The 20954-nt window shown below is 72.5% G+C and carries 17 protein-coding genes; 9 read left to right on the top strand and 8 right to left on the bottom strand.

The genetic code is table 11. From position 1 onward, the window contains the following. Positions 1-62: 62 nt before the first annotated feature. From FE256_RS13390 to FE256_RS13370, 5 genes are all read right to left on the bottom strand, one after another. Positions 63-965, bottom strand: a complete 903-nt coding sequence (locus FE256_RS13390) for an SDR family oxidoreductase (protein WP_138176426.1) — start codon at positions 963-965, stop codon at positions 63-65. A gap of 62 nt (positions 966-1027) precedes the next feature. Continuing rightward, positions 1028-2122 (bottom strand): glycosyltransferase family 4 protein, encoded by a 1095-nt coding sequence (locus tag FE256_RS13385; RefSeq protein ID WP_138176424.1) that lies wholly within the window; start codon positions 2120-2122, stop codon positions 1028-1030. Beyond that, complete coding sequence (locus tag FE256_RS13380; RefSeq protein WP_138176422.1) at positions 2119-3240, bottom strand: glycosyltransferase; 1122 nt, start codon at positions 3238-3240, stop codon at positions 2119-2121. Before FE256_RS13380 ends, FE256_RS13385 begins: the two co-directional genes overlap by 4 nt. Beyond that, positions 3237-4157, bottom strand: a complete 921-nt coding sequence (locus FE256_RS13375; protein ID WP_138176420.1) for an NAD-dependent epimerase/dehydratase family protein — start codon at positions 4155-4157, stop codon at positions 3237-3239. Before FE256_RS13375 ends, FE256_RS13380 begins: the two co-directional genes overlap by 4 nt. 73 nt (positions 4158-4230) lie before the next feature. Next, positions 4231-5670 carry an oligosaccharide flippase family protein gene (locus FE256_RS13370; protein WP_171024339.1) on the bottom strand — a complete coding sequence of 480 codons (1440 nt, stop codon included), beginning with the start codon at positions 5668-5670 and terminating at the stop codon, positions 4231-4233. 31 nt (positions 5671-5701) lie between these two features. On the opposite strand from FE256_RS13370, the gene FE256_RS13365 reads away from it, so the two are divergent. After that, entirely contained in the window at positions 5702-7021 is a 1320-nt protein-coding gene (locus FE256_RS13365) for an O-antigen ligase family protein (protein ID WP_171024338.1), read from the top strand. Positions 7022-7045: 24 nt separating this feature from the next. Here the strand turns inward: FE256_RS13365 and FE256_RS13360 are convergent, their stop codons facing one another. The 3 genes from FE256_RS13360 to FE256_RS13350 all read right to left on the bottom strand — a co-directional run bounded on the left by FE256_RS13360 (position 7046) and on the right by FE256_RS13350 (position 10821). Beyond that, positions 7046-8194, bottom strand: a complete 1149-nt coding sequence (locus FE256_RS13360; protein ID WP_138176413.1) for a nucleotidyltransferase family protein — start codon at positions 8192-8194, stop codon at positions 7046-7048. A gap of 175 nt (positions 8195-8369) precedes the next feature. Beyond that, positions 8370-9623 (bottom strand): D-arabinono-1,4-lactone oxidase, encoded by a 1254-nt coding sequence (locus FE256_RS13355; RefSeq protein ID WP_138176411.1) that lies wholly within the window; start codon positions 9621-9623, stop codon positions 8370-8372. Between the two features lie 67 nt (positions 9624-9690). Further along, positions 9691-10821 (bottom strand): ROK family transcriptional regulator, encoded by a 1131-nt coding sequence (locus tag FE256_RS13350; RefSeq protein ID WP_252371023.1) that lies wholly within the window; start codon positions 10819-10821, stop codon positions 9691-9693. A gap of 189 nt (positions 10822-11010) precedes the next feature. Between FE256_RS13350 and FE256_RS13345 the strand changes: the two genes are divergently transcribed. From FE256_RS13345 to FE256_RS13310, 8 genes are all read left to right on the top strand, one after another. After that, positions 11011-11496, top strand: a complete 486-nt coding sequence (locus FE256_RS13345) for a glutathione peroxidase (protein ID WP_138176407.1) — start codon at positions 11011-11013, stop codon at positions 11494-11496. A 61-nt stretch (positions 11497-11557) separates the two neighbouring features. After that, on the top strand, positions 11558-12454 hold the full coding sequence (locus FE256_RS13340) for a lipase family alpha/beta hydrolase (protein WP_138176406.1): 897 nt from the start codon (positions 11558-11560) through the stop codon (positions 12452-12454). 101 nt (positions 12455-12555) lie between these two features. Beyond that, the gene (gene xylA, locus FE256_RS13335; RefSeq protein WP_138176404.1) at positions 12556-13743 is read left to right on the top strand and encodes a xylose isomerase; all 1188 of its coding nucleotides are present in this window, start codon (positions 12556-12558) and stop codon (positions 13741-13743) included. Between the two features lie 202 nt (positions 13744-13945). Continuing rightward, positions 13946-15337 carry a xylulokinase gene (gene xylB / locus FE256_RS13330; RefSeq protein WP_138176402.1) on the top strand — a complete coding sequence of 464 codons (1392 nt, stop codon included), beginning with the start codon at positions 13946-13948 and terminating at the stop codon, positions 15335-15337. A 263-nt stretch (positions 15338-15600) separates the two neighbouring features. Continuing rightward, positions 15601-16437, top strand: a complete 837-nt coding sequence (locus FE256_RS13325; RefSeq protein WP_138176400.1) for a class II fructose-bisphosphate aldolase — start codon at positions 15601-15603, stop codon at positions 16435-16437. Positions 16438-16442: 5 nt separating this feature from the next. Then, complete coding sequence (locus FE256_RS13320; RefSeq protein ID WP_138176398.1) at positions 16443-17885, top strand: FGGY-family carbohydrate kinase; 1443 nt, start codon at positions 16443-16445, stop codon at positions 17883-17885. A gap of 49 nt (positions 17886-17934) precedes the next feature. Then, a complete protein-coding gene (locus tag FE256_RS13315) occupies positions 17935-19392 on the top strand; it encodes an FGGY-family carbohydrate kinase (protein ID WP_138176396.1) in 1458 nt (485 codons plus the stop codon). Between the two features lie 68 nt (positions 19393-19460). Next, positions 19461-20804: an FGGY-family carbohydrate kinase gene (locus FE256_RS13310; RefSeq protein WP_171024337.1), complete on the top strand. Its 1344-nt coding sequence runs from the start codon at positions 19461-19463 to the stop codon at positions 20802-20804. Positions 20805-20954: the final 150 nt, after the last annotated feature.

Raw genomic sequence — 20954 nt, 5'->3', positions numbered from 1 at the left:
GGGCGTCGGGGTGTGGCATCCGCCGGAGTTGTGCGGGGGCGGGCGGATGCCACAACCCGGGGCTACGGCGTGACCATGCCGCCGTTGACGTTGAGGGTCTCGCCCGAGACGTAGCTGGATTCCGCCGAGGCGAGGAACACGAACGCGGGCGCGATCTCGGCGGGCTGCCCGGCGCGCTGGTAGGTGCTCTCGTCGTCGAAGTGCTCCATCTGGTCGTCGGAGACGCCCTGGCTCACCTGCAGCGCCGACCACGTCGGCCCGGGAGCCACGACGTTGACTCGGATGCCACGGGACGCCAGCTGCTGCGCCAGCCCCTTGGACAGGTTGTTGATCGCGGCTTTGGTGGCCGCGTAGTCGAGCCGGTCCGGGGCGGGGACGTACGCCTCGAGCGACGCGGTGTTGATGATCGAGCCGCCCTCGGGCAAGTGAGCGAGGGCCGCTTTGGTGATCCAGAACGGCGCGAACACGTTCGTGCGGAAGGTCAGCTCGAACTGCTCATCGGACAGGTCGTCGACCTTCTCGACCATCACCTGCTTGCCGGCGTTGTTCACCAGGATGTCGAGCCCGCCGAGCGCCTCCGCGGCGTCGGCGACGAGGGCACGGCACGCGCCGGGGTCGGTGATGTCGGTCGCGATCGAGACGCCGGTGCGGCCGGCATCCCGGATCTGCGCGAGCACGTGGTCGGCGTCGCGCTGCTCGTCGGGGAGGTGCACGATCGCCACGTCGGCGCCCTCGCGCGCGAACGCGATCGCGACGGCGCCGCCGATGCCCGAGTCCCCGCCGGTGATGAGCGCCTTCCGGCCGGTGAGACGCCCGAGCCCGCGATACGTCTTCTCGCCGAGATCGGGGACGGGCGTCATGTCGGCCTGGAGACCCGGTTCGGGCTGGTGCTGGACCGGAGGCTCGACGCGGGCGTAGCGCGTGACGGGGTTGTCGAAAGTGAACTGGTCGCGATCGGTGGTCATGCAGCGACGTTAGGCAGAGGCGGGCTCCCGATGCGCGCCCTTGACGCGTGCGCGATGACGCGTCAGAGCCCGACGCGGTGCGGTTCGCGGGAACGGGGCGCCCTCCCGGCCACGACGTCGTCGAGGACGCGCGAGACGCGTTCGGCCGACGTGCGCCACGAGAAACGCCCCGCATTGCGGAGCCCTTCGTCCGACAGTCGTGCCCGCAGCCCGTCGTCGTCGACGATCCGCGCCATCGCCGCGGCGAGGTCGTCGACGTCGTACGGGTCGACGAAGAGGGCAGAGTCGCTGAGCACTTCGGGCAGGGATGCCGCGCGCGCGGCGATCACCGGGCACCCGCACTGCTGAGCCTCGAGGGGAGGGATGCCGAAACCCTCGTACAGCGAGGGGAAGACGAAGGCGAGAGCTCCGCGGTACAGCTCGGCCAACGCGGCGTCGTCGACCCGGCCGAGGAACCGGACGCGCGCGTCGGACGCGTCGTACTCCTGACGGGCGAAGCTGCGTGTCTGACTGCCCACGACCCGTAGTTCGACGTCGGGGTGCGCACGGGAGAACCGGCGGAAGCCGTCGATCATCCGCGCGAAGTTCTTGTGGGCGTTGGGCGACGACACCGCCAGCAGGTACCGTTCCGTCGCGCGCGGGGCGTCGTCGTCCGCCGGTCGGAACCGGGCATCGGCCGCGTTGGGGACGATCGTGAGCCTCTCGGGGGAGATGCCGAAGTGCGCCGCGATCTCGCCCCTCGAGAATGCGCTGACGGTGAGCAGCCGCTCGCTGTGGTCGATGAGCCGCGGGACGATCAGTCCGTACACCGCACGGAAGCGCCGACCGAAGCTGTCGGGATGCCGGAGCCACGTGACGTCGTGATGGGTGGACACCTGGGGGCGGTACCAGACGGGGCCGGTGCTCGCGAGACCCAGCACCACCGCGCCTCGGCGCCGGGCGAACAGGGGCAGGTCGATCTGCTCCCAGGCGTGTCCCGCGAGACGTCCGACGCGCACGATGCGCGTCTCATCGAGACCGCGCGGGTCGATCGGCCCACGCGGGACGGCGAGCACGACGTCCGCGCGGAGGCGGAGGAGTTCGCGCGCGATCTCGGTCGCGAAGCGCTGGATGCCGGTGGTGCTCTGCGTCAGGAACCGGGCGTTGACGACGATCATCCGACCCGACTCCGCTCCGTCTCCGCCGCGGTCCCGTCCGCTGCCGCTCTCCGGTAGAGCGCGAGCGAGTCGCGCCCGAGGGCGTCGTCGGTCAGCGCGCGTCGGGCCCACTCCAGTGCGGCGGCCGACATCCGCTCCCGGAGCCGCGGATCGTCGAGCAGTCGTCCGGTGGCGGCGATGAGGGCGTCGTCGTCGGAGCAGACGTAGCCCGTGACGCCATCCAGGACGCTGTCGCGATTGCCGACGACGTTCGAGACGACGGCGGGGATCCCTTGCGCCTGCGCCTGGATGAGCGAGAGCGACATCCCCTCCCAGAGGGAGGGGAACAGCAGGACGTCCATGTCGTCGATCAGCTCGGCCAGCTCGCCGGGCGAGACCCACCCGGTCACCCGCACGGGGGCGTCGCCGAACCAGCGCCGCTCATCGTCGGCGGAGCCCCCGCCGATCCACACGAAGTCGGCCCGTTCGCCGAGTGCGCGCGCGGCGGCGGCGAACCGCCACGGCGCCTTCTGGTGGACGACCCGCCCGACCATCCCGACGACCGGCCGTCGCCCCGGGTCGGCGACGCGTGCGGTACGCGAGACGGTCTCGGAGGGGATCCCGGTCTGGAGCAGGTGCGCCCGCGCGGGTCGGAGTTCTGCGGTCGCCAGCGCGAACTCGGACGGCGAGGTGAGCACGAGCGTCGAGCGGCGGGCAAGGGTCCGCTCCACGATGCGGGCGGTGTACCGGAGGGGCCCGGGCAGGTCGAGCCGCAGGAAGGCGAACCCGTGCGGCGAGAAGAAGACACGCTCGGCCGGGAGCCGGCGACGCACCGCGAGGCGGGCGACGGCCCCTCCGATGCTCGAGTGCGCGTGCACCGCGTCGACGCCGTCGGCCGCGCGGGCCACGGCACGGGACAGAGCCCGCAGATCGCCGATCCGGCTCCCGGTCGACACGCGCCGCAGCGCGACGCGGGCGTCGAAACGTGCGCGCAGCGCCTCGTCGGTCGGGGTCTCGGGGCGCGGGGCGAACAGCACCTCCACGTCGGCGCCCTGCTCGGCCTGGCGGCGGCTGATGCTGTCGACCAGGCTCAGCACGCCGCTGCCCATCGCTTCGGTCACGTGCAGCACTCTCGTCATGGCGTGGTCATCCTCGTCCAGGTGTCGGCGATGCCCTCGGCGAGGGTCCGGTCGCGGTCGGTGCCGTACTCGGCGCGGAAGCGGCCGACCTCGAGCACGACGTGATCGACGAAGGTGGCCGGCTGCGGTGCGCGGGTGATCGCGAAGTCGTGCCCGACCACCGTGCGGATCGCGGCGAAGACATCGGCGACGGAGTGCCCGAGTCCGCTGCCGAGGTTGTACGCGCGGTGGCGTGGCGCGTGGTCGAGCATGCGCAGGATCCGGCCGACGAGGTCGTCGACGTGGATGTAGTCGCGGATCATCGAGCCGTCGCCGACCTGGACCGCCGGCTCCCCGCGCCGGATGCGCTCCAGCGTGATCGGGATGATCCCTTGCCCCGTCGCCGGTCGTGCGCGGGGTCCGTACGGGTTCGAGATGCGCAGGGCGACGGACTCCAAGCCTGCGGTGGTGGCGTAGTAGTCGAGGTACCGCTCGATGGTCAGTTTGCCGATGCCGTAGGGCGATACCGGCCGCAGCGGGGCGTCCTCGTCGAACGTGCGTCGCGCCTGCGGGCCGTAGATCGCTCCGCCGCTCGACGCGAAGAACACCCGTCGCACACCCGCCGCCGCGCACAGCGACAGCAGTTCGACGCTCGCGCTGACGTTGGTGCGCAGATCGACGGTGGGTTCGCGGTCGGCGCTGGCCGGTGTCGTGGTCGAGAGGAAATGGAACACGTACTCGTGGCCCGACACCGCCGCCGCGACGTCGTCGGGGTCGAGGAAGTCGCCCGCGACGGGGACGACGTCCGGAGACGTGTACGAGTGGATGCCGTCGCGGAAGCGGTCGAAGCCGGTGACGTCGTGCCCGGCGGCGGACAGTGCGTCGGTCAGCCGCGACCCGAGGAAGCCGTTGGCGCCGATCACGAGGCAGCGCGCCATCAGCGCTCGCCCGTGTCTCGGTGGGTGCGCAGCATGGGGCCCTCTCGTCGGGTCGGCGGGTCGGGTGTCGCCGTCACCGCCGGCGGAGGGCGCCCCACAGGGATCGGAGGTCGCGGCGTGCCACGAGCGGAAGCAGCGTGCCCACGACGATCGCCCACGCTCCACCGGCCGCGAGCAGCCGCAGCCCGGGATCGAGCGGGGTGAAGAACGACACGTCGACGACGGATGCCACGATCGCGCCGACCGTGAATACCCCCACGGGACGCAGCGAGGCGCGCAGCAGCCGCACCGAGGACACCCCGGTCCGCGGCAGCACGAGGAACGCCGCTGCCCACAGGGCGAACTGCCCGATCGACATCGCGACCGCCACTCCGGCCGGGCCCAGGGCGGACAGCGCCACGACGAGGGCGATCATGAGGATCCGGCCCGTGGCTTCGCACCACAGCAGGAGGCCCGATCGGCCGGTCGCCACGAACGCCCAGTACTGCGGGTAGCCGAGCGTCTGGAACACCGCCCCGATGGCGAAGATCGGGACGTACGCCGCCGCCCCTGCCCACGGGGCTCCGAGCACGACGCGGATCGCCGGCTCCGCCGTGACCGCGAACAGGCTCACGTAGGCCAGCACGGGATAGCTCAGCGCCGTCTGGTACTTCGCCAGGCGGTCCTCGAGGGGTGTCGGGTCTGAGGCATCCGCGAGGGTCGGGACGACCACGCGCGTGAGCGGCGTCACGAGCTGATCGATCGGGAGATTCACCAGCTGGGTCGCCCGGCTGAAGAGACCGACGGCCCGATCGTTCGCCACCCTCCCGACGGCAAGCGTGCCGATGTTGGTCGAGACGTAGTTCAGCGCGTGGACGAGGAACGTGTGGCCTCCGAACGTGAGCAATCCCCGCATGTCGGACCCGCGGCGAGGCAGACCCGGATGCCACGGGGTGAGGATCACCGTCGCCCCGAGCGTGACCAGAGCCGCCACGCCGCCCTGCGAGGCCAGGGCGAGAGCACCGCCGCCCAGCAGAGCGAGCACGATCGCCGCCGCCAGCCCGATGAGGTCGCCGGCGAGCTCGGCCGCCGCCAGGCGCCCCAGGCGCCCCGACCGGTTCAGTTCGACGCGGAACTGCGCGCTGGCCGAGCGCAGGACGAAGGCGGGTGCCAGGACGGCGAGCACGGGGATCAGCCGCGGGTCGTCGTAGAACGCGGCGAAGGCCGGGGCGACGGCGACGACCAGGCCCGTGGCGATGAGCCCGATCACCGTGTTCGCCCAGAACAGGGACGTGCGCTGCGCCGCCGTCAGGGTCGGGGCGCGCAGGGCCGCCATGCTGAGTCCGAAGTCGCCGAGGACCGCCGCGAGTCCCGCGAGCGCTCCCGCCAGAGCGACGATGCCGGCGTCCGCCGGGCCCACCAGGCGCGCGAGCAGGACCAGGCCCGCGAGCTGGGACAGGTACCGCACCCACTGCGCGCCGAGCAGCAGGGCGGCCCCGCGGCGCCGGGGAGCGACGACGGTGCTCGTGGTCATCGCGCGCTCCTGGGGTTGTACGGTGTCGGCCGTGAGCACGCTAGCCAGCCGACGAGAGACCGCCGTCGCGCCGTCCGCGGGTCCGACCGGGTTAGTGGACTCGCCCGTGGCGCGGCGGCTGATGGTGCTCGTGTTGGCCGTGTACTCGCTGTTGGGGCCGCTCATCGAGACCGTCCTCACCGACCGCGCCCACTACAAGGAGGGCGCGACCGCGACGAACCCCGTCGTGGCGGCGATCGACGAGGCCGGCAGCATCGTCGTGCCGGTCATCGCCGCGGCGGCGGTGCTGCTCGTCGTCCTGTTCGCGCGGGTCTCCGGACCGAGCCTGCTCCTGGTCGTGGCGCCCGGTCTGGTCCTCGCGGCCAACGAGTTCGTCCACGGTCGGACCCCGACGTTCGGTCTTCTCCTGACCGCCGCGGCCGGCGCTCTCCTGGTGAGCGTGCGGGTGAAACCGGCGGATCTCGCGGTGCTCGGCTATGCGGGGGCCGCGGTCGCTGCGGGATCGATCGTCGCGATGTACGCGGCGCCCGCGGCGGTGGTCATCTCCGGCGGCACGGGGACCTTCGACAAGTCGCTCACCGGGGCGCCGCTGCTGGCCGGGATCTTCTCCCACTCGAACACGTTCGGGATGTTCCTGGCGCTGTCGATGCCGTGCATATTCCTGGTCCGCCGACCGCTCGTGCGCTGGACGCTCCTGGCCGTCGTCGTGTGGGCCCTCGTCCTCAGCTCGTCGCGCACCGCGCTCGTCGGCGCCGGCGTGATGCTCGCGATCGTCGTGCTCTCACGCCTCCTCCCGCGCACGGGGTTCGTCGTCGTCGGCACGATCGGCGCCGTCGGCGCGCTCATCGCGGTCGTCCGCATTCCCTTCACCGAGACCGATCCCGAGGCCTTCACGTCGCGCGGGGCGATCTGGATCTACAACCGCGAAGCGCTCGGCGACCACGGGCTGTTCGGCCTCGGGGCCCACTGGTACGCCGACAACTACGCCGTGCTGCGCAAGGTGCTCTCCAGCGCCGCGAGCCACGCGCACAACCTCGTCCTCACGACGCTCGTGATCGGCGGGGCCATCGTCCTCGTGGCCTGGCTCGCGGTCATCGTGGCCGCACTGAGGGGCGCGGCCACGGACCCGGTGCGCTCGTCGTCGGTGGCCGGAATCGCGTTCATCGTGGGACTTCTCGCCATGGGGGCCACCGAGACGCCCTTCCCCCTGGTGGGCTGGGGGCCGTTGTCGGCCTCGGCGCTCGTGCCCCTGTTCGTCTTCGCCACGCGGCGGTGGTTCGAACGCGAAGAGGCGGACCTGGGAGGTGCCGTTCCCCTGACCCGTGCCGAGCGCCGGGTCCGCTGGAGCTGACGCCACCGGCTGCGACGTCTCTCGTCAGCGCGACGCTCCTCGCACGCTCCGCAGGCCCCGTGCCAGTCGTCGCCAGCGCGCGGTCGTGGGCGACGCGGCGACGTCGCCGGCATGGCGAGCCGACGCGAGAGCGATGTCGTCGGGCGGCCACACGAACCGCCACAGCACACGTACGCGGGTGGCCAAGGGCTCTTCCCGCAGCGCTCTCCAGTACGCGCGAACCGGGTCCGGCGCGCCGCGCCACGCCCAGTCGTGCGGGATGCCGCCGCGGTACTGCCGGATCGTCTGCTCCGGCAGGAGGCCCGCCAGCTCGCGTTCGAGCACCGGCACCGCTCCGAGTTCGCACGCCCGTTCGCCGCTGCCGGGGGCGACGGCGAGCATCGCCGTAGCGGTCGCCGACGCCGCGGCCGATCGCGCACCGGCTCCGATCTCGGGGCGCACGGCATGCACCGCGGCCAGGACGGCGTGCACGTCGGTGCGGGGAATCGACACGGCCACCCCCGCGTAGACGACCGGGTCCGATCGGCCCGCGACCGCCTCGAACGCGTCGGCGTCGTCGAGGACGAGACCCGGGATGCGCCGGTGCACGTCGATCTCGCATCCCCAGTCGCCGGGGGTCATGGTGGCGGTGTGGTGCACCGACGTGCCCCGCCACGGATCCGGCTCGCGACGCCATCCCCACTCCGCGAGGGCTTCGGCGAGCGCGTCCCCGTGCTCGGGGCGGCACCAGACGTCGACGTCGCCCGAGTGCTCGCGTTCCCGGAGGCCCTGGTGGTGCAGGGCGGGGCCCTTCACGAAGACGCACGGGATGCCGCGCTCCGCGGCGAGCCGCGCGGTGAGGGCGTACGCCAGTTCGTGGAACGGCGAGGAGAGCCGCGGGGGATCGAGGCGGGTGATCCGGGCCGGGTGCGTCGGATCGGGCGACGCGATACCGAGGGCGGCCATGTCGTCGAGGATGTGCCGTTCTCCGTCGTCCGCCGGAGACAGCGGCCCGTCGGTCACGAGCCGTCGCCACGTCCGCGCCCCGTCGCCGGTGAGGCAGAACGGCTCGCCGGGCTGCGCGGGTAGGAGGAGGATCTCGGCATCCGGGGTGAACAGATCGGACGCGGAGACGTCGAGAGCGCCGGAGGCGATCGCGACCCAGCCGGCCGAGCGGGGCGACTCAGCGGTCATGGCACCTCTCGGGTGGGGGACGGGCGCCGTCCACTCTGGACCGCGGCGCGGTGCGCGCGGCACCGCCTCCCGCCCGGACGGCGGTCCGACCGCGATCCTTCACCCCATCGATCGCCCGAGCGGCTCGCGATTCTCACGTGGGGATCGCGAGCCGCCTCCGCTCCGAGGGGCCGCCTCAGAGCCCGAGCGTGCGACCCAGGAAGGCGTTGCGGAAGACGCCGCGCGGGTCGGCCGCCCGCGCCACCGCGACGAAGTCGTCGACGTGGGCCAGCGTCGCGCGAACGGTCTCGCCCGGCATCGTGAACGCCTTGCCCCAGTGGGGACGGGCCGCGAACGGAGCGAGCGCGTCCTCGACCGCGGGCAGCACGGCCGCCACTCCCGCATTGTCGTTCCGCCAGGTGAAGTGGATCGCGAGCACGTCCCGGCCGGACGCCGGGCTGAGCCAGAGGTCGTCCGCCGCGACGGTGCGCAGCTCCGACACCAGCAGCACGGGATCGATCGTGGATGCCACCGCCCGTACCGCCGCGAGCGCCTCGGCGGCCGCGTCGAGGGGCACGAAGTACTCGGACTGGATCTCGTCGCCGTCGCTCGGGAGAGCCTCGGCGCGGAAGTGCGGAAGCCGCGTGTGCCACGGGCCCGGTGTTCCCCGCTCGGTCGTGTTGCCCACGGTCCGGATGCGCCCGAGATGCAGGTCGGCCCCGACGTCGACGCCCCCGATGTCGCGGACGTAGCCGGGTTCCGCATCGGCATCCGTCGCCTTGATCCAGACGAGGTCGTGCGCGGGGTCGCCCCACGTCGTGAAGACGCTGACGCTGTGCGCGCTCGCGAACAATCGTCGCGGATCCGCGGTCAGGTCCTCCCATGCGACGCCCGTGTACGCCTGTGCGGTCACGGTGTAGGTCGGGACGGTGCGCAGTTCCACCGCCGTCACGACGCCCAGGGCCCCGAGGCCGAGGGCGGCGGCCGGGAACCACGGGTGCGTCGGGTCGATGCGCTGCACGGTGCCGGTGGCATCCATCGTCTCCACCGCCGTCACGGCGCTGGAGAGGTTGCCGTTGGCGCTCCCGGAACCGTGTGTTCCCGTCGCGGTCGCGCCGGCCACGGAGATGTGGGGGAGGGAGCCGAGGTTGTGCAGCGCGCGTCCCTCGGCTTCGAGCACCGGGGCGAGCTGCGCGAAGGTGACGAGTCCCTCGACGCGCACGCGGTCGCCGGAGACCTCGATGCGGACGGGCAGCTGCTCGAGCGAGATCAGCGCGCCGTCGGTGTCGCCGACGTCGTTGAAGGTGTGGCGCGTCGCCTGCACGCGCAGGGCGTCGGCGCTCCGGATCGCGGCGGCGAGCTCGTCGAGGTCGGCGGGCAGCAGCGTCTCGGCGGCACGGTAGCGGTGGTTTCCCGACCAGTTCGTGCCGGAGGGGCGAGTGTGGGTCATGGAGTCCTCCGTCGGTCCGGGTCCATCCTCTCCCGCGCGGACCCCGACGGGGTGCGGATGCCGGGATTCAGTGCGCGGGGAACAGCTCGGCCTCGAAGACCGCCTCGGCGGCGCCCACGAGCAGGCGGTTCTCGCCGAGCTCGGCGACGCGCAGACGCAGGTCCTCGGCGCACGCCGGCATCGTCTGGGCCCGCACGGCGCGGTCCAGTCCGTCGAGGTCGAGCGCGGCCAGGGTCGCGAGGAACCCGCCGAGGACGACGACGGCGGGATTGAGGACGTTCGCGGCGTTCGCGAGGGCCGTCGCGAGGATGCGTCGCTGGCGCGCGGTCTCGGCGTGCACCGCCGGCGCGGTCGTCGTGCGCAGGGCCTCGGCGAGAGTGGCGTCGTCGGCCGCCTCGAGGTCCAGCGCGGCGAGCAGGCGCGCGCGACTCACCTCGTCCTCGAGCACGCCGTCGGCGGCGCGGCGGTCGGCCGCATCGACGATCCCGGGGCGGTTCTGTCCGAATTCGCCCGCGTAGCCGCCGGCGCCACCCAGGGGCACTCCGCCGACGATGACGGCGCCACCGATACCGCTCGCGCCGCCGTTGAGGTAGACGACGTCGTGGGCTCCGCGGGCGGCGCCGAAGAGGTACTCGGCCAGCGCGCCGAGCGCGGCATCGTTGCCCACGCGGGACGGCAGACCCGTCGCGGCGGTCACGAGGCCGCCGATCGCGGCATCCGTCCACTCCAGGTGCGGAGCGGTGCGCACCAGTCCGTCGGCGGCGCGCACGGGACCGGGGACGGCGACCCCGATGCCCACCGTACGGCGGCCGCGCAGGGGTCCGCGGCGCCAGGCCGCGAGCCGTTCGCCGACCAGTTCGGCCGTGCGCTCGGGCGTGAGCAGCCGCGTCTGGGGCAGCCGCTCGCGCGCGACGGGCGTGCCGTCGAGGGCGAAGGCGCCGATGTCGAGCGCATCGACCTCGGGGTTGACGCCGAGGGCGACGACGCGCGGGTCCGGCGCCACCGTGGGGGAGGGGCGCCCCACCCGGCCGACCGGATCGGGGGCGCGCTCGACGACGAGGCCGTCGCCCACGAGTTCGCCGACGAGGTCGGCGATCGTCGAGCGGTTCAAGCCCGTGGCCTCGGTGAGGGCGGCGCGCGAGCGCGGACCCTCGCGGTGCACGGTGCGCAGCACGAGCGCCAGATTGGCGCGTCGCATCCCGTCGCCCCTGCTCGCTGTGACCATCCGACCACTGTGCCATGCGCGCGCCGCCGCCCGCTCCCGCCCGTGCCCCTCCGCGATAAACGCTTCCTGCACCGGGAAACGCGCTCTGCGAACGTGTCTCAGTGCAGGAAGCGTTTATCGGGAATGGGGCGGGGGCATAAGCAGCGGTGCCAGGATCGGACCATGGACCTCTCCGGCATCCCGATCACGACCATCCGCGGCGAAGAGACCACCTTTGGGGCGCTCACGGAGGGGAAGGCGGCGCTCGTGGTCAACGTCGCCTCGCGCTGCGGGCTCGCGCCCCAGTACGAGGCGCTCGAGGCGCTGCACAAGAAGTACGCCGACCGCGGGTTCACCGTCATCGGCTTCCCGAGCAACCAGTTCCTGCAGGAGCTCAGCGACGAAGAGAAGATCGCCGAGTACTGCTCGGCGACGTGGGGCGTGACCTTCCCGATGTCCGAGAAGGTCAAGGTCAACGGCCGCCACGCCCACCCCCTGTATCAGGAGCTCACGCAGAACCCGGATGCCGAGGGCAAGACGGGCCGCATCTCGTGGAACTTCGAGAAGTTCGTCGTCGCGCCGGACGGCCGGGTCGTGCGCTTCAGCCCGCGCACCCACCCCGACGCGCCCGAGGTCGTCGCCGCGATCGAGGCCGCCCTCCCGCACTGATCACGCGGGGCGGCGCTGCCCTATCCTGGCCGGGAACCCCACCCGTCTCGAAAGGCGCCCCATGGCCGATGCCGTCGTCCTCGTCTCCGGCGGAGCCGCCGTGACCCCCTTCACCGACCCCGAGCGGGCCGCGGGGACGGGCCTCGCGGCGGGCAATACGATGACCGCGCTGCGCGCGCACTTCCTCGATCGCGGCATCCGGGTCTTCACCGCCCCGGCACGCATCGGAGCGGGCGAGGTCCGCGAGGATGCCGGGTGGCAGGGCTTCGCCGACGTGCCGGTGGTGCTGCCGGCCGAGGTCACCATCAACGCCGTCGGACGGGTCGACGACGCCGGGGTCGCGCTCGCCGGGTTCTTGCGGCACCTCGCGGCGGAGGAGGGCGTGGAGAGCGTCGCGCTCGTCGGCCACTCGATGGGCGGGCTGTTCTCGCGCGCCGCGATCCGCGAACTCGGCACCGAGGGTCCGCGCGTCGAGCGACTCGTGACCCTCGGCACCCCGTGGGACGGGTCGGTGCTCGGCGATGTCCTCGACGGCGAGATCTCCGAGGACGACGCGCACGGCGACCCGGCCACGCTGCAGATCTTCGCCGAGGCGCGCCCCTACGCCGACGCGAACTCCCAGGGGGCCGCGGACGAGGTGTCGCGCCGTTTCCTGCGCGGCTGGAACGAGGCCCAGGCGGGGGTGCTCGACGGCATCCCGGTCACCGCGATCGGAGCCGGCTACTTCGCGGCGGCCGACGAGCCGCGCCAGCTGTGGCCGCACGACGGTCTGGTGTCGATGACGAGCGGCCGGGCCGACGAGGTGCCGGCCGCGGTGCTGCCGGACGTGACGCGGCACTCCTTCCCCGACCACGTGCACAGCATCTTCTTCGCCGAGGGCTTCGGCCTGCCCTGGGAGCGGGCTCTCACGTGGGACCCCGATGTGTTCGCTGTGATCGATGAGGCACGGGAGATCTGACCGAACGCTGGACGTCGCGGCATCCGGGGTATATGTTGTGAAGACCAACAAAACCCCGTGCGTCGGCAACCGACCGTGCGCGTCCATGCGAAGGAGCAGGAATGCCCACCCCCACCCGTGACGACAAGTTCTCGTTCGGCCTCTGGACCGTCGGATACAACGGCACCGACCCGTTCGGCGGCCCCACCCGCAAGCCCCTCGACGTCGTGCACGTCGTCGAGAAGCTCGCCGAGCTCGGCGCGTATGGCCTGACGTTCCACGACGACGACCTGTTCGCGTTCGGTTCGACCGACGCCGAGCGTCAGACCCAGATCGACCGCCTGAAGGGCGCGATGGAGGCCACCGGCATCATCACGCCGATGGTGACCACGAACCTCTTCTCGGCCCCCGTCTTCAAGGACGGCGGCTTCACCTCCAACGACCGCGACGTGCGCCGCTTCGCGCTGCGCAAGGTCCTGCGCAACGTCGACCTCGCCGCCGAGCTCGGCGCGAAGACGTTCGTCATGTGGGGCGGCCGCGAGGGCGCCGAGTACGACTCCGCGAAGGACATCCGCCAGGCGCTCGAGCGCTACCGCGAGGCCGTGAACCTGCTCGGCGACTACGTCACCGACAAGGGCTACGACATCCGCTTCGCCATCGAGCCCAAGCCCAACGAGCCCCGCGGGGACATCCTGCTGCCCACGCTCGGCCACGCGATCGCGTTCATCGACTCGCTCGAGCGTCCCGAACTGGTGGGCCTGAACCCCGAGGTCGGTCACGAGCAGATGGCGGGCCTGAACTTCGCCGCCGGCATCGCCCAGGCGCTGTACCACGGCAAGCTCTTCCACATCGACCTCAACGGTCAGCGCGGCATCAAGTACGACCAGGACCTCGTCTTCGGCCACGGCGACCTGCACAACGCGTTCGCCCTCGTCGACCTGCTCGAGAACGGCGGCCCCGGCGGCGTCCCGGCCTACGACGGCCCGCGGCACTTCGACTACAAGCCCTCGCGCACCGAGGACGAGACCGGTGTCTGGGACTCGGTCTCGGCCAACATGAACACCTACCTGCTGCTGAAGGAGCGCGCCGCGGCCTTCCGCGCCGACCCCGAGGTGCAGGAGGCGCTCGAGGCGGCGAAGGTGCTCGAGCTCGCGCAGCCGACGCTGAACGAGGGCGAGACCTACGACGACCTCATCGCCGACCGCTCCGCCTACGAGGACTTCGACACCGACGTGTACCTCGGCGGCAAGGGCTTCGGCTTCGTCCGCCTGCAGCAGCTCGCCACCGAGCACCTGCTCGGCGCACGCTGAGCCGGAGCGGGACCGGATGCCCGTGGGGGGCGTCCGGTCCCGCTTCTCGCGCGACCCGGATGCCACGGCATCCGGGTCCGTATCCGCACCCGCCGCTGGGTGTCCAGGACACGCCGCCCCGTCGATCGGGAACGGCGTGCCGTGGACACGGAACGGACGAGGCGTCGCGCCGAAGTGGACGCGACGAGGAGAAGGAGTGAGCATGACTCTGGTCATGGGCGTCGATTCGTCGACGCAGTCGTGCAAGGTCGTGGTCGTCGACGCCGAGACCGGACGGGTCGTGCGCGAGGGGCGCGCCACGCATCCCGCCGGCACCGCCGTCGACCCCGAGGCGTGGTGGATCGCGCTGCAGGATGCCATCGCGCAGGCGGGCGGCCTCGACGATGTCTCCGCGGTCTCGATCGCCGGCCAGCAGCACGGGATGGTCGTGCTCGACGCCGAGGGGCGCGTGATCCGTGACGCGCTGCTGTGGAACGACACCCGATCGGCGCAGGCCGCGCGTGACCTCATCGAGGAGGTGGGCGCCGACGTCTACGCCGACCGCACGGGGGTCGTCCCGGTGGCCTCGTTCACCGCGACGAAGCTCCGCTGGCTGCGGGACGCCGAGCCCGACAACGCCGCGCGCGTGGCCGCGGTCGCGCTTCCGCACGACTGGCTGACGTGGCGCCTGCGCGGGTTCGGTCCGGGCAACGCCGACCTGTCTGCGCTCACCACCGACCGCTCCGACGCCTCGGGCACCGCGTACTGGGGTGCGGACGGCTACGACCGTGCCCTGCTGGAACGCGCCCTCGGACACGACGCCGTGCTGCCGCGAGTCCTCGGGCCGTGGGACAGCGCCGGCACCCTGCCGGGCGGCGCGTTCGTGGGACCCGGCGCCGGAGACAACGCCGGAGCGGCGCTCGGCCTCGGCGCCGGCGTGGGCGACGTCGTCGTCTCGCTCGGTACGTCCGGCACGGTCTTCGCCGTCACCGACCACGTCGTGCGCGACACGTCGGGTGCCGTGGCCGGGTTCGCGGATGCCACGGGCCGCTTCCTCCCGCTCGTGGCGACCCTCAACGCCGCCCGCGTGCTCGACGCGTTCGCGCGCCTGCTCGACGTCTCGCACGACGAGCTCGGCGCTCTCGCGCTGGAGGCCGAGCCGGGTGCCGACGGCGTCGTTCTCGTGCCGTGGTTCGAGGGCGAGCGCACGCCGAACCTGCCCGACGCGCAGGCATCGCTGACGGGTCTGACCCTGGCATCCACCACCCGGCCGAACTTCGCCCGCGCGGCGATCGAGGGCATGCTCAGCGGCCTCGCCGTCGGACTCGAGGCCATCCAGGCCCAGGGCGTCGAGGTGCGGCGGGTGCTGCTCATCGGTGGTGCCGCGGCGAACGAGGCCGTCGCGCGCATCGCCGCGCAGGTCTTCGACGCCGAGATCGTCGTGCCCGCCGCGGGGGAGTACGTCGCGCTCGGCGCCGCGCGCCAGGCCGCGGGCGTGTTCGCCGGCGGCCCGGTGGACTGGACGATCGCGACGACGCGCCGCGTCGAGCCCGACCACCGCCCCGAGATCCGCGAGCGGTACGACGCGGTGGCCGCGGTTCGCGCCGCCGACTGACGCGCCACCGCGAGCCGCGAGACTGCATCTCGCTGACAACTCCACTGCACGCTGCCGTGGGGATGTCAGCGGGGTGCAGTTTCGGCGTTCTCGGCCTGGATCACCGACGGTGGACACCCGTCGGATGAGTTGTACGTACAGACTGGACGATATGGACGTTACGTATTACGCTGACTCCGGGGCGAGCGCGGCTCGCTCGCGGAGGGGCGCGGACTGTCGAACGGGCTGAGGACTCTCTGCCGCCCGTCAACGGAAGGAAGCCGATGGCACTGGTCAGCGGTCACGAAGTCGTCCGAGAGTGCACCGCCCGCGGGCTGGTCGCGGGCGCGTTCAACACCACGAACGTCGAGACGACGATGGGAATCGTCGACGCCGTCGAGCGCGTCGGAGTGCCGACCTTCATCCAGGTCGCCCCCACCAACGTCAAGCTCTCGGGCTACGAGTACATCTACGACATGGTCGCCCGGCGGCTCGCGGAGTGCCCCGTACCGGTTGCGTTGCACCTCGATCACGGCAAGTCGCTGGACGCCGTCGAGGCGGCGCTCGCGGCCGACTTCACGTCCATCATGATCGACGCCTCGGAGGAGACGTTCGAGGAGAACGTCGCCACGTCGGCCATCGCCCGGACGATGTGCGGGACCGAGGTCGCCCTCGAGGCCGAACTCGGCAGCATCGGCGGGAAGGAGGACGATGTCGCCCCGGAGTTCGCGAGCACGACGAACCCCGCCCAGGTCGCCGAGTTCGTCGCGGCCGTCGGCTGCGACATGCTCGCCGTATCGGTCGGCAACGTCCACGGCTACGCACCGAACGCCCGCATCGACTTCGACCTCCTCTCCCGCGTGCGCGAGCAGAGCCCGGTACCGCTCGTCGTTCACGGCGGTTCGGGTCTCCCGGCCGAGCAGCTCGGTCGTCTCGCCGAGTTCGGTGTGGTCAAGGTCAATGTCGCCAGCGACCTGCGCAACGCCATGATCCGTTCGTTCGGCGAGGCTTATGCCGCGAACCCCCACGAGAACTCGCTCATCCGCGTCTCGTTGGACGCCGTCTCCGCGATCACCGACGTGGTCGAGCGCCGCATCCGCATGCTCAACCCCTCCGCGTGACGCCCATGACCCCCACGATCACGGTCGACATCGGCACGACGAGCATCAAGCTCTGCCTGTTCGACGCCGAGGGAGCGCTCCGTGCCGCAGATCGTTGCGCGACGCCGACGCAGCGCGACGCGTGGGGGGAGATCTACGACATGGGTGCGGTGATGGATGCCGTGCGCGCCTTCGTCGACGGGCTGGATCCGGCCGAGCGGCGCGGCGTGCAGTGCATCGCGATCGCGGGTGTCGGGGAGTCCGGCGGTCTCGTCGACCCCGACCTCGCTCTCGTGTCGCCGATGATCCTGTGGCACGACCACCGTGGCGCGCACTTGCTCTCCGGGCTGTCCACGGCGGACCGCGAGCGCGTCTACGCCGTGACCGGACTGCCGGTCAACGCCAACTACGCGCTGTCGAAGGTCGCGTGGGCGCTCTCGCACGCGGAGGGACCCACGGGCGAGGCGCAGTGGCTCAACGTCTCGGAGTACGTCGCCGCGCTGCTGACCGGTCGCCGCTGGGCCGAGCAGTCGCTGGCGAGCCGCACGATGGCACTCGATCTGACCGGTCGCCGCTGGTCGCGCGAGGTCTGCGGGCTCTTCGGCGTCGACCCGAGCGTCTTCCCCCCGCTTCGGGCGGCTTCGGAGGGTGTCGCGATGACGCCGGCGACCGCGCGGGAGTGGGGCCTCGACGAGGCCACGGTGCACGTCGCCGGACACGACCACATGGTCGGGGGTGCCGGGGCCGACCTGCGGCGCGGCGAGATGCTCGACTCCACCGGTACGACCGAGGGCGTGCTCGCGCTCCTGGACGCCCCGCGCCTGGATTCCGTGACCGCCGCCACAAAGGTGGCGGGAGGCCTCGCCTGCGACGGCGACGCCTATACGCTGTTCGCCTCGATCCCCACGGGCGGCTCGGCGTTCGCGACGCTGGGCACCCTTCTGGACCGGGACGCCGCCGCGCTCGGCGCGCTCGTCGCGCAGGCGCACCGCGACTGGATCACGGGAGCCGTCGACCTCGACCGGCTGCCGCTCGTGCTCCCGCAGTTCCGCGGCAGCCCTCCGCCGCGCAAGGACGCCGCAGCGCGCGGCGCCATCGCCGGGCTGTCCACCGACACCACGACCGTCGAACTCGTGCTCGCGTGCTTCCTCGGTATGGTCCGGCAGGTCGCCGACGTGTGGTCGCTGTTCGGTCTCGAGCTCGACCGGGTCAAGGTCATCGGACCGGCGAGCGCCAACCCCCTGTGGCTGCAGCTGAAGGCCGACGACCTGGGCGTGCCGTTGAGCGTGTCGGGTTTCCCCGAAGTGGTCTCGCGCGGGGCGCAGGCTCTCGCGCACGGCATCCGGTCGCCCTGGAGCGCGTCGGAACCGCGGGAGGTGCCGCCGGATGCCGGTCGCACCGCCGCCCTCGCCGACTGGCGGGAGCGGACCGCGGCGCGCTGGACGCATCTCGCGGAGATGCCCTCATGATCACCGACGTCGCTCGGCGCCTCTCCGTCCCCTCACGAAAGGCGCAGCGATGACGCTCGTCGCGGGAATCGACTCCTCCACCCAGAGCTGCAAGGTCACCGTGCGCGACCTCGACACGGGGCTCTCCGTCCGCGAGGGCGCGGCCTCCCATCCGCCGCAGACGGTCGTCGACCCCGAGGTCTGGTGGGAGGCTCTCCTCGAGGCCGTCGCCGCGGCGGGCGGCCTCGACGACGTCGCCGCTGTCTCGGTGAGCGGCCAGCAGCACACGCCGATCTTCCTCGATGCCGAGGGCACCCCCACAACGCTGTCGCCGCTGTGGAACGACCTCGGCTCGCACCCGCACATGGTTGCACTCAACGCCGAGCTGGGCCGCGACACCTGGATCCGCCGCACGGGTCTGCCTCTGACCGTTTCGGACACGGTCGTCAAAGCCCGATGGCTCCGTGACGAGCATCCGGATGCCGCCGCTCGCACCGCCGCAATCGCCGTGGTGCACGACTGGCTCACGTGGCGCCTGCGCGGATACGGCTCCGGAGCCGGCGGGATCGACCAGTTGGTCACCGATCGGTCCGAGGCCTCCGGCACCGGGTACTGGTCGCCGGAGACGGGGGAGTACGAGCGCGATCTCGTGGCGCACGCACTCGGGCACGATGTCGTCCTGCCGACCGTTCTCGGGCCCCGCGCGACGGCGGGCCGCACGGCATCCGGACTCCCGGGCATCCCGGCGGGCATCCCGATCGGCGTGGGCAGCGGAGACAACGCCGCGGCCGCCCTCGCCCTCGGACTCGTCGAGGGCGACGCGGTGCTGAGCCTCGGCACCTCGGGGGTGGTCTACGCGCGCACGTCCCACCCGGTGCACGACTACGCGGGATACGTCTGCAACTACGCCGACGCCACCGGTGATCATCTGCCGCTCGTCGCGACGCTCAATGCCGCCCGCAATCTGCAGGTCGGCGCCGAGATGCTGGGCTGCACGCACGACGAGCTCGCCGCGCTCGCGCTGTCGGCCCCACCCGGAGCCGACGGCCTGACGCTGCTGCCGTACTTCGAGGGCGAGCGCACCCCTGACCTCCCGCACGCTCGCGGCGCCGTGATCGGCGCGACACTGTCGAACTTCACCCGCCCGCACCTGGCGCGCGCGATCGTCGAGGGCACGGTGGCGAGTCAAGTCGCGATGCTCGACGCGTTGGACGCGTGCGGGATCCGCTCGCGTCGCCTCCTGGTGATCGGGGGTGCGGCCAAGAACGCCGCCGTCCAGCGCGTGCTCGCCGAACTCGTGGACCTGCCGATTCTCGTCCCCTCGCCCGACGAGTATGTGGCGAAGGGAGCCGCGATGCAGGCCGCCATGGCGTTGACCGGGGACTTCCCCGCATGGCCGGTGGAGGTCGATCGGATCCCGGGGGCCCCGGCGGCTCCCCACGTCCGACGCCAACAGCACGACGCGCAGGTCGCGCTCGGGTACGTCGTCCCCGCCCCGGACGGTGTCGCGGTGCCCGCGTCGGTCTGAACCGGAGGTTCGCTAGGGTCGGAAGGAGGACCGCGGACGGCCCTTTTTTCGCGGGGGAGGATTCGACGGTGACCATTCGTTCGCGCGTGCCGGTCGCCGTGGGCGTCGATGTCGGCAGCACGAACACCAAGGTCGTCGCGATCGCGGAAGAGGGCGCTGTCGTCGCCCGGGCGAGCAGACCCACCCGTCGCGCGGGCGGAGACCTCGCCATCGACGCCGCGGCGCTCGTCGCGTCCATCGAGGACATGGTGATCGAGGTCTGCGCGGGCGGCCGTGAACTGCACGCCCTCAGCGTCGCTGGCATCGGCGAGGACGGCGTGCTCGTGGACGAGGACCTCGTCCCCCTCACTCCGGCCCTGGCGTGGTTCGACCCACTCCGCCACGAGTACTTCCGGCGTCTGCGCGCCGACCTCCGCGCAGACGCGACCTTCGACGTCGACACGGATGCCGTCCGCACCCTCGTCGGCTGGAGCTGGGCGCGGGAGCAACTCGGCGCCGACCGCGCAGCGGCGTGGATAGCCCTCACCGACCTGCCCGCCGTGCTGTGGACCGGGCGTCCGTTCCTCAGCGACACGCTTGCGCCGCGAACCGCCGCGTGGCGCAGCCGCGACCGTGCCTGGGACGCCGAGCGGGTCGCCCTGACCCTCGGCGACGAGCGACTGCTCCCTCCCGTCGTGCGCACCGGCGGGATCGTCGGGTCGATCCGCTCCGCCGCTCTGCGCGCGGCCGGGATCCTCGCTCCGGATGCCGTGGTCGTGGCGGGCGGGCACGATCACCCGATCGGCGGATGGGGCGTCGATCTCATGGTCCCCGGTGCAGTCCTCGACTCGATGGGCACCGCCGAGGTCGTCGTGGCGCAGTCGCCCGTTCAGCGGCGGCGCGGTGACGATCACGTGGACCTGGCGCCCGGCATCCGCTCGGACGGCAGCACGCTCCTGCGCGTCGAGGAGCTCGCCCGCAATGTCCAGTGGGCCTCACGCGATCCCGATGTGGCCCGCGGCATCCGCCATCTGCTCATCGGACGCGCCGAGCCCCTCGACCTGTGGGACTCGGGCTGGTTCGTCCCGGGGGAACGGGGTGGCGGAGAACCGGCCTACGCCGCGGAGGCGCCCGCCGATCCCATCGTCCGCGCGTCCGCGGTGCTGGGGGCGCTCGCCGTCGCCGGGCGCGACGCGGTGGATGCCGTGCGGCACGACGTCGGCGGGACGGCCCCGGTGCGGGTCGCGGGCGGATGGGTGCGTTCGCCGGGCTGGATCGCGCTGAAATCGGCGGTCAACGGCGGGCCCGCGGTGCCGGTGCTCGAGCCGGAGGTCACTGCCGTGGGTGCGGCGCTGCTGGCCGCGACGGCGCGGGGCTGGCATCCCGACCCGATCGACGCTCTCGGCGGATTCGCGACCGGAATGCTGGGCTGACGCGGGTCAGCTCGCGGCGACGCTGACCTCGAGCGGGATGACGTCGGTCAGGACCCACGTCTCGTAGTAATCGAAGCGCGTGCCGTCTGCCGCCCACGACAGCGAGCGCACGCGCAGCACCGGGTGATCGACGCCGACGCCGAGGTGGGC

The organism is Microbacterium sp. 5K110, assembly GCF_005774735.1.
In the GTDB taxonomy this organism is placed as follows: domain Bacteria; phylum Actinomycetota; class Actinomycetes; order Actinomycetales; family Microbacteriaceae; genus Microbacterium.
Note: the sequence above shows the minus strand (reverse complement) of the source record. Positions and strands in the feature narration are given on the sequence as shown.

Excerpts from the sequence above, each read along its gene's own strand:
- FE256_RS13390 (WP_138176426.1), bottom strand. The coding sequence starts at position 965 with ATGACCACCGATCGCGACCAGTTCACTTTCGACAACCCCGTCACGCGC.
- FE256_RS13385 (WP_138176424.1), bottom strand. The coding sequence starts at position 2,122 with ATGATCGTCGTCAACGCCCGGTTCCTGACGCAGAGCACCACCGGCATC.
- FE256_RS13380 (WP_138176422.1), bottom strand. The coding sequence starts at position 3,240 with ATGACGAGAGTGCTGCACGTGACCGAAGCGATGGGCAGCGGCGTGCTG.
- FE256_RS13375 (WP_138176420.1), bottom strand. The coding sequence starts at position 4,157 with ATGGCGCGCTGCCTCGTGATCGGCGCCAACGGCTTCCTCGGGTCGCGG.
- FE256_RS13370 (WP_171024339.1), bottom strand. The coding sequence starts at position 5,670 with ATGACCACGAGCACCGTCGTCGCTCCCCGGCGCCGCGGGGCCGCCCTG.
- FE256_RS13360 (WP_138176413.1), bottom strand. The coding sequence starts at position 8,194 with ATGACCGCTGAGTCGCCCCGCTCGGCCGGCTGGGTCGCGATCGCCTCC.
- FE256_RS13355 (WP_138176411.1), bottom strand. The coding sequence starts at position 9,623 with ATGACCCACACTCGCCCCTCCGGCACGAACTGGTCGGGAAACCACCGC.
- FE256_RS13350 (WP_252371023.1), bottom strand. The coding sequence starts at position 10,821 with ATGCGACGCGCCAATCTGGCGCTCGTGCTGCGCACCGTGCACCGCGAG.
- FE256_RS13345 (WP_138176407.1), top strand. The coding sequence starts at position 11,011 with ATGGACCTCTCCGGCATCCCGATCACGACCATCCGCGGCGAAGAGACC.
- FE256_RS13340 (WP_138176406.1), top strand. The coding sequence starts at position 11,558 with ATGGCCGATGCCGTCGTCCTCGTCTCCGGCGGAGCCGCCGTGACCCCC.
- xylA (WP_138176404.1), top strand. The coding sequence starts at position 12,556 with ATGCCCACCCCCACCCGTGACGACAAGTTCTCGTTCGGCCTCTGGACC.
- xylB (WP_138176402.1), top strand. The coding sequence starts at position 13,946 with ATGACTCTGGTCATGGGCGTCGATTCGTCGACGCAGTCGTGCAAGGTC.
- FE256_RS13325 (WP_138176400.1), top strand. The coding sequence starts at position 15,601 with ATGGCACTGGTCAGCGGTCACGAAGTCGTCCGAGAGTGCACCGCCCGC.
- FE256_RS13320 (WP_138176398.1), top strand. The coding sequence starts at position 16,443 with ATGACCCCCACGATCACGGTCGACATCGGCACGACGAGCATCAAGCTC.
- FE256_RS13315 (WP_138176396.1), top strand. The coding sequence starts at position 17,935 with ATGACGCTCGTCGCGGGAATCGACTCCTCCACCCAGAGCTGCAAGGTC.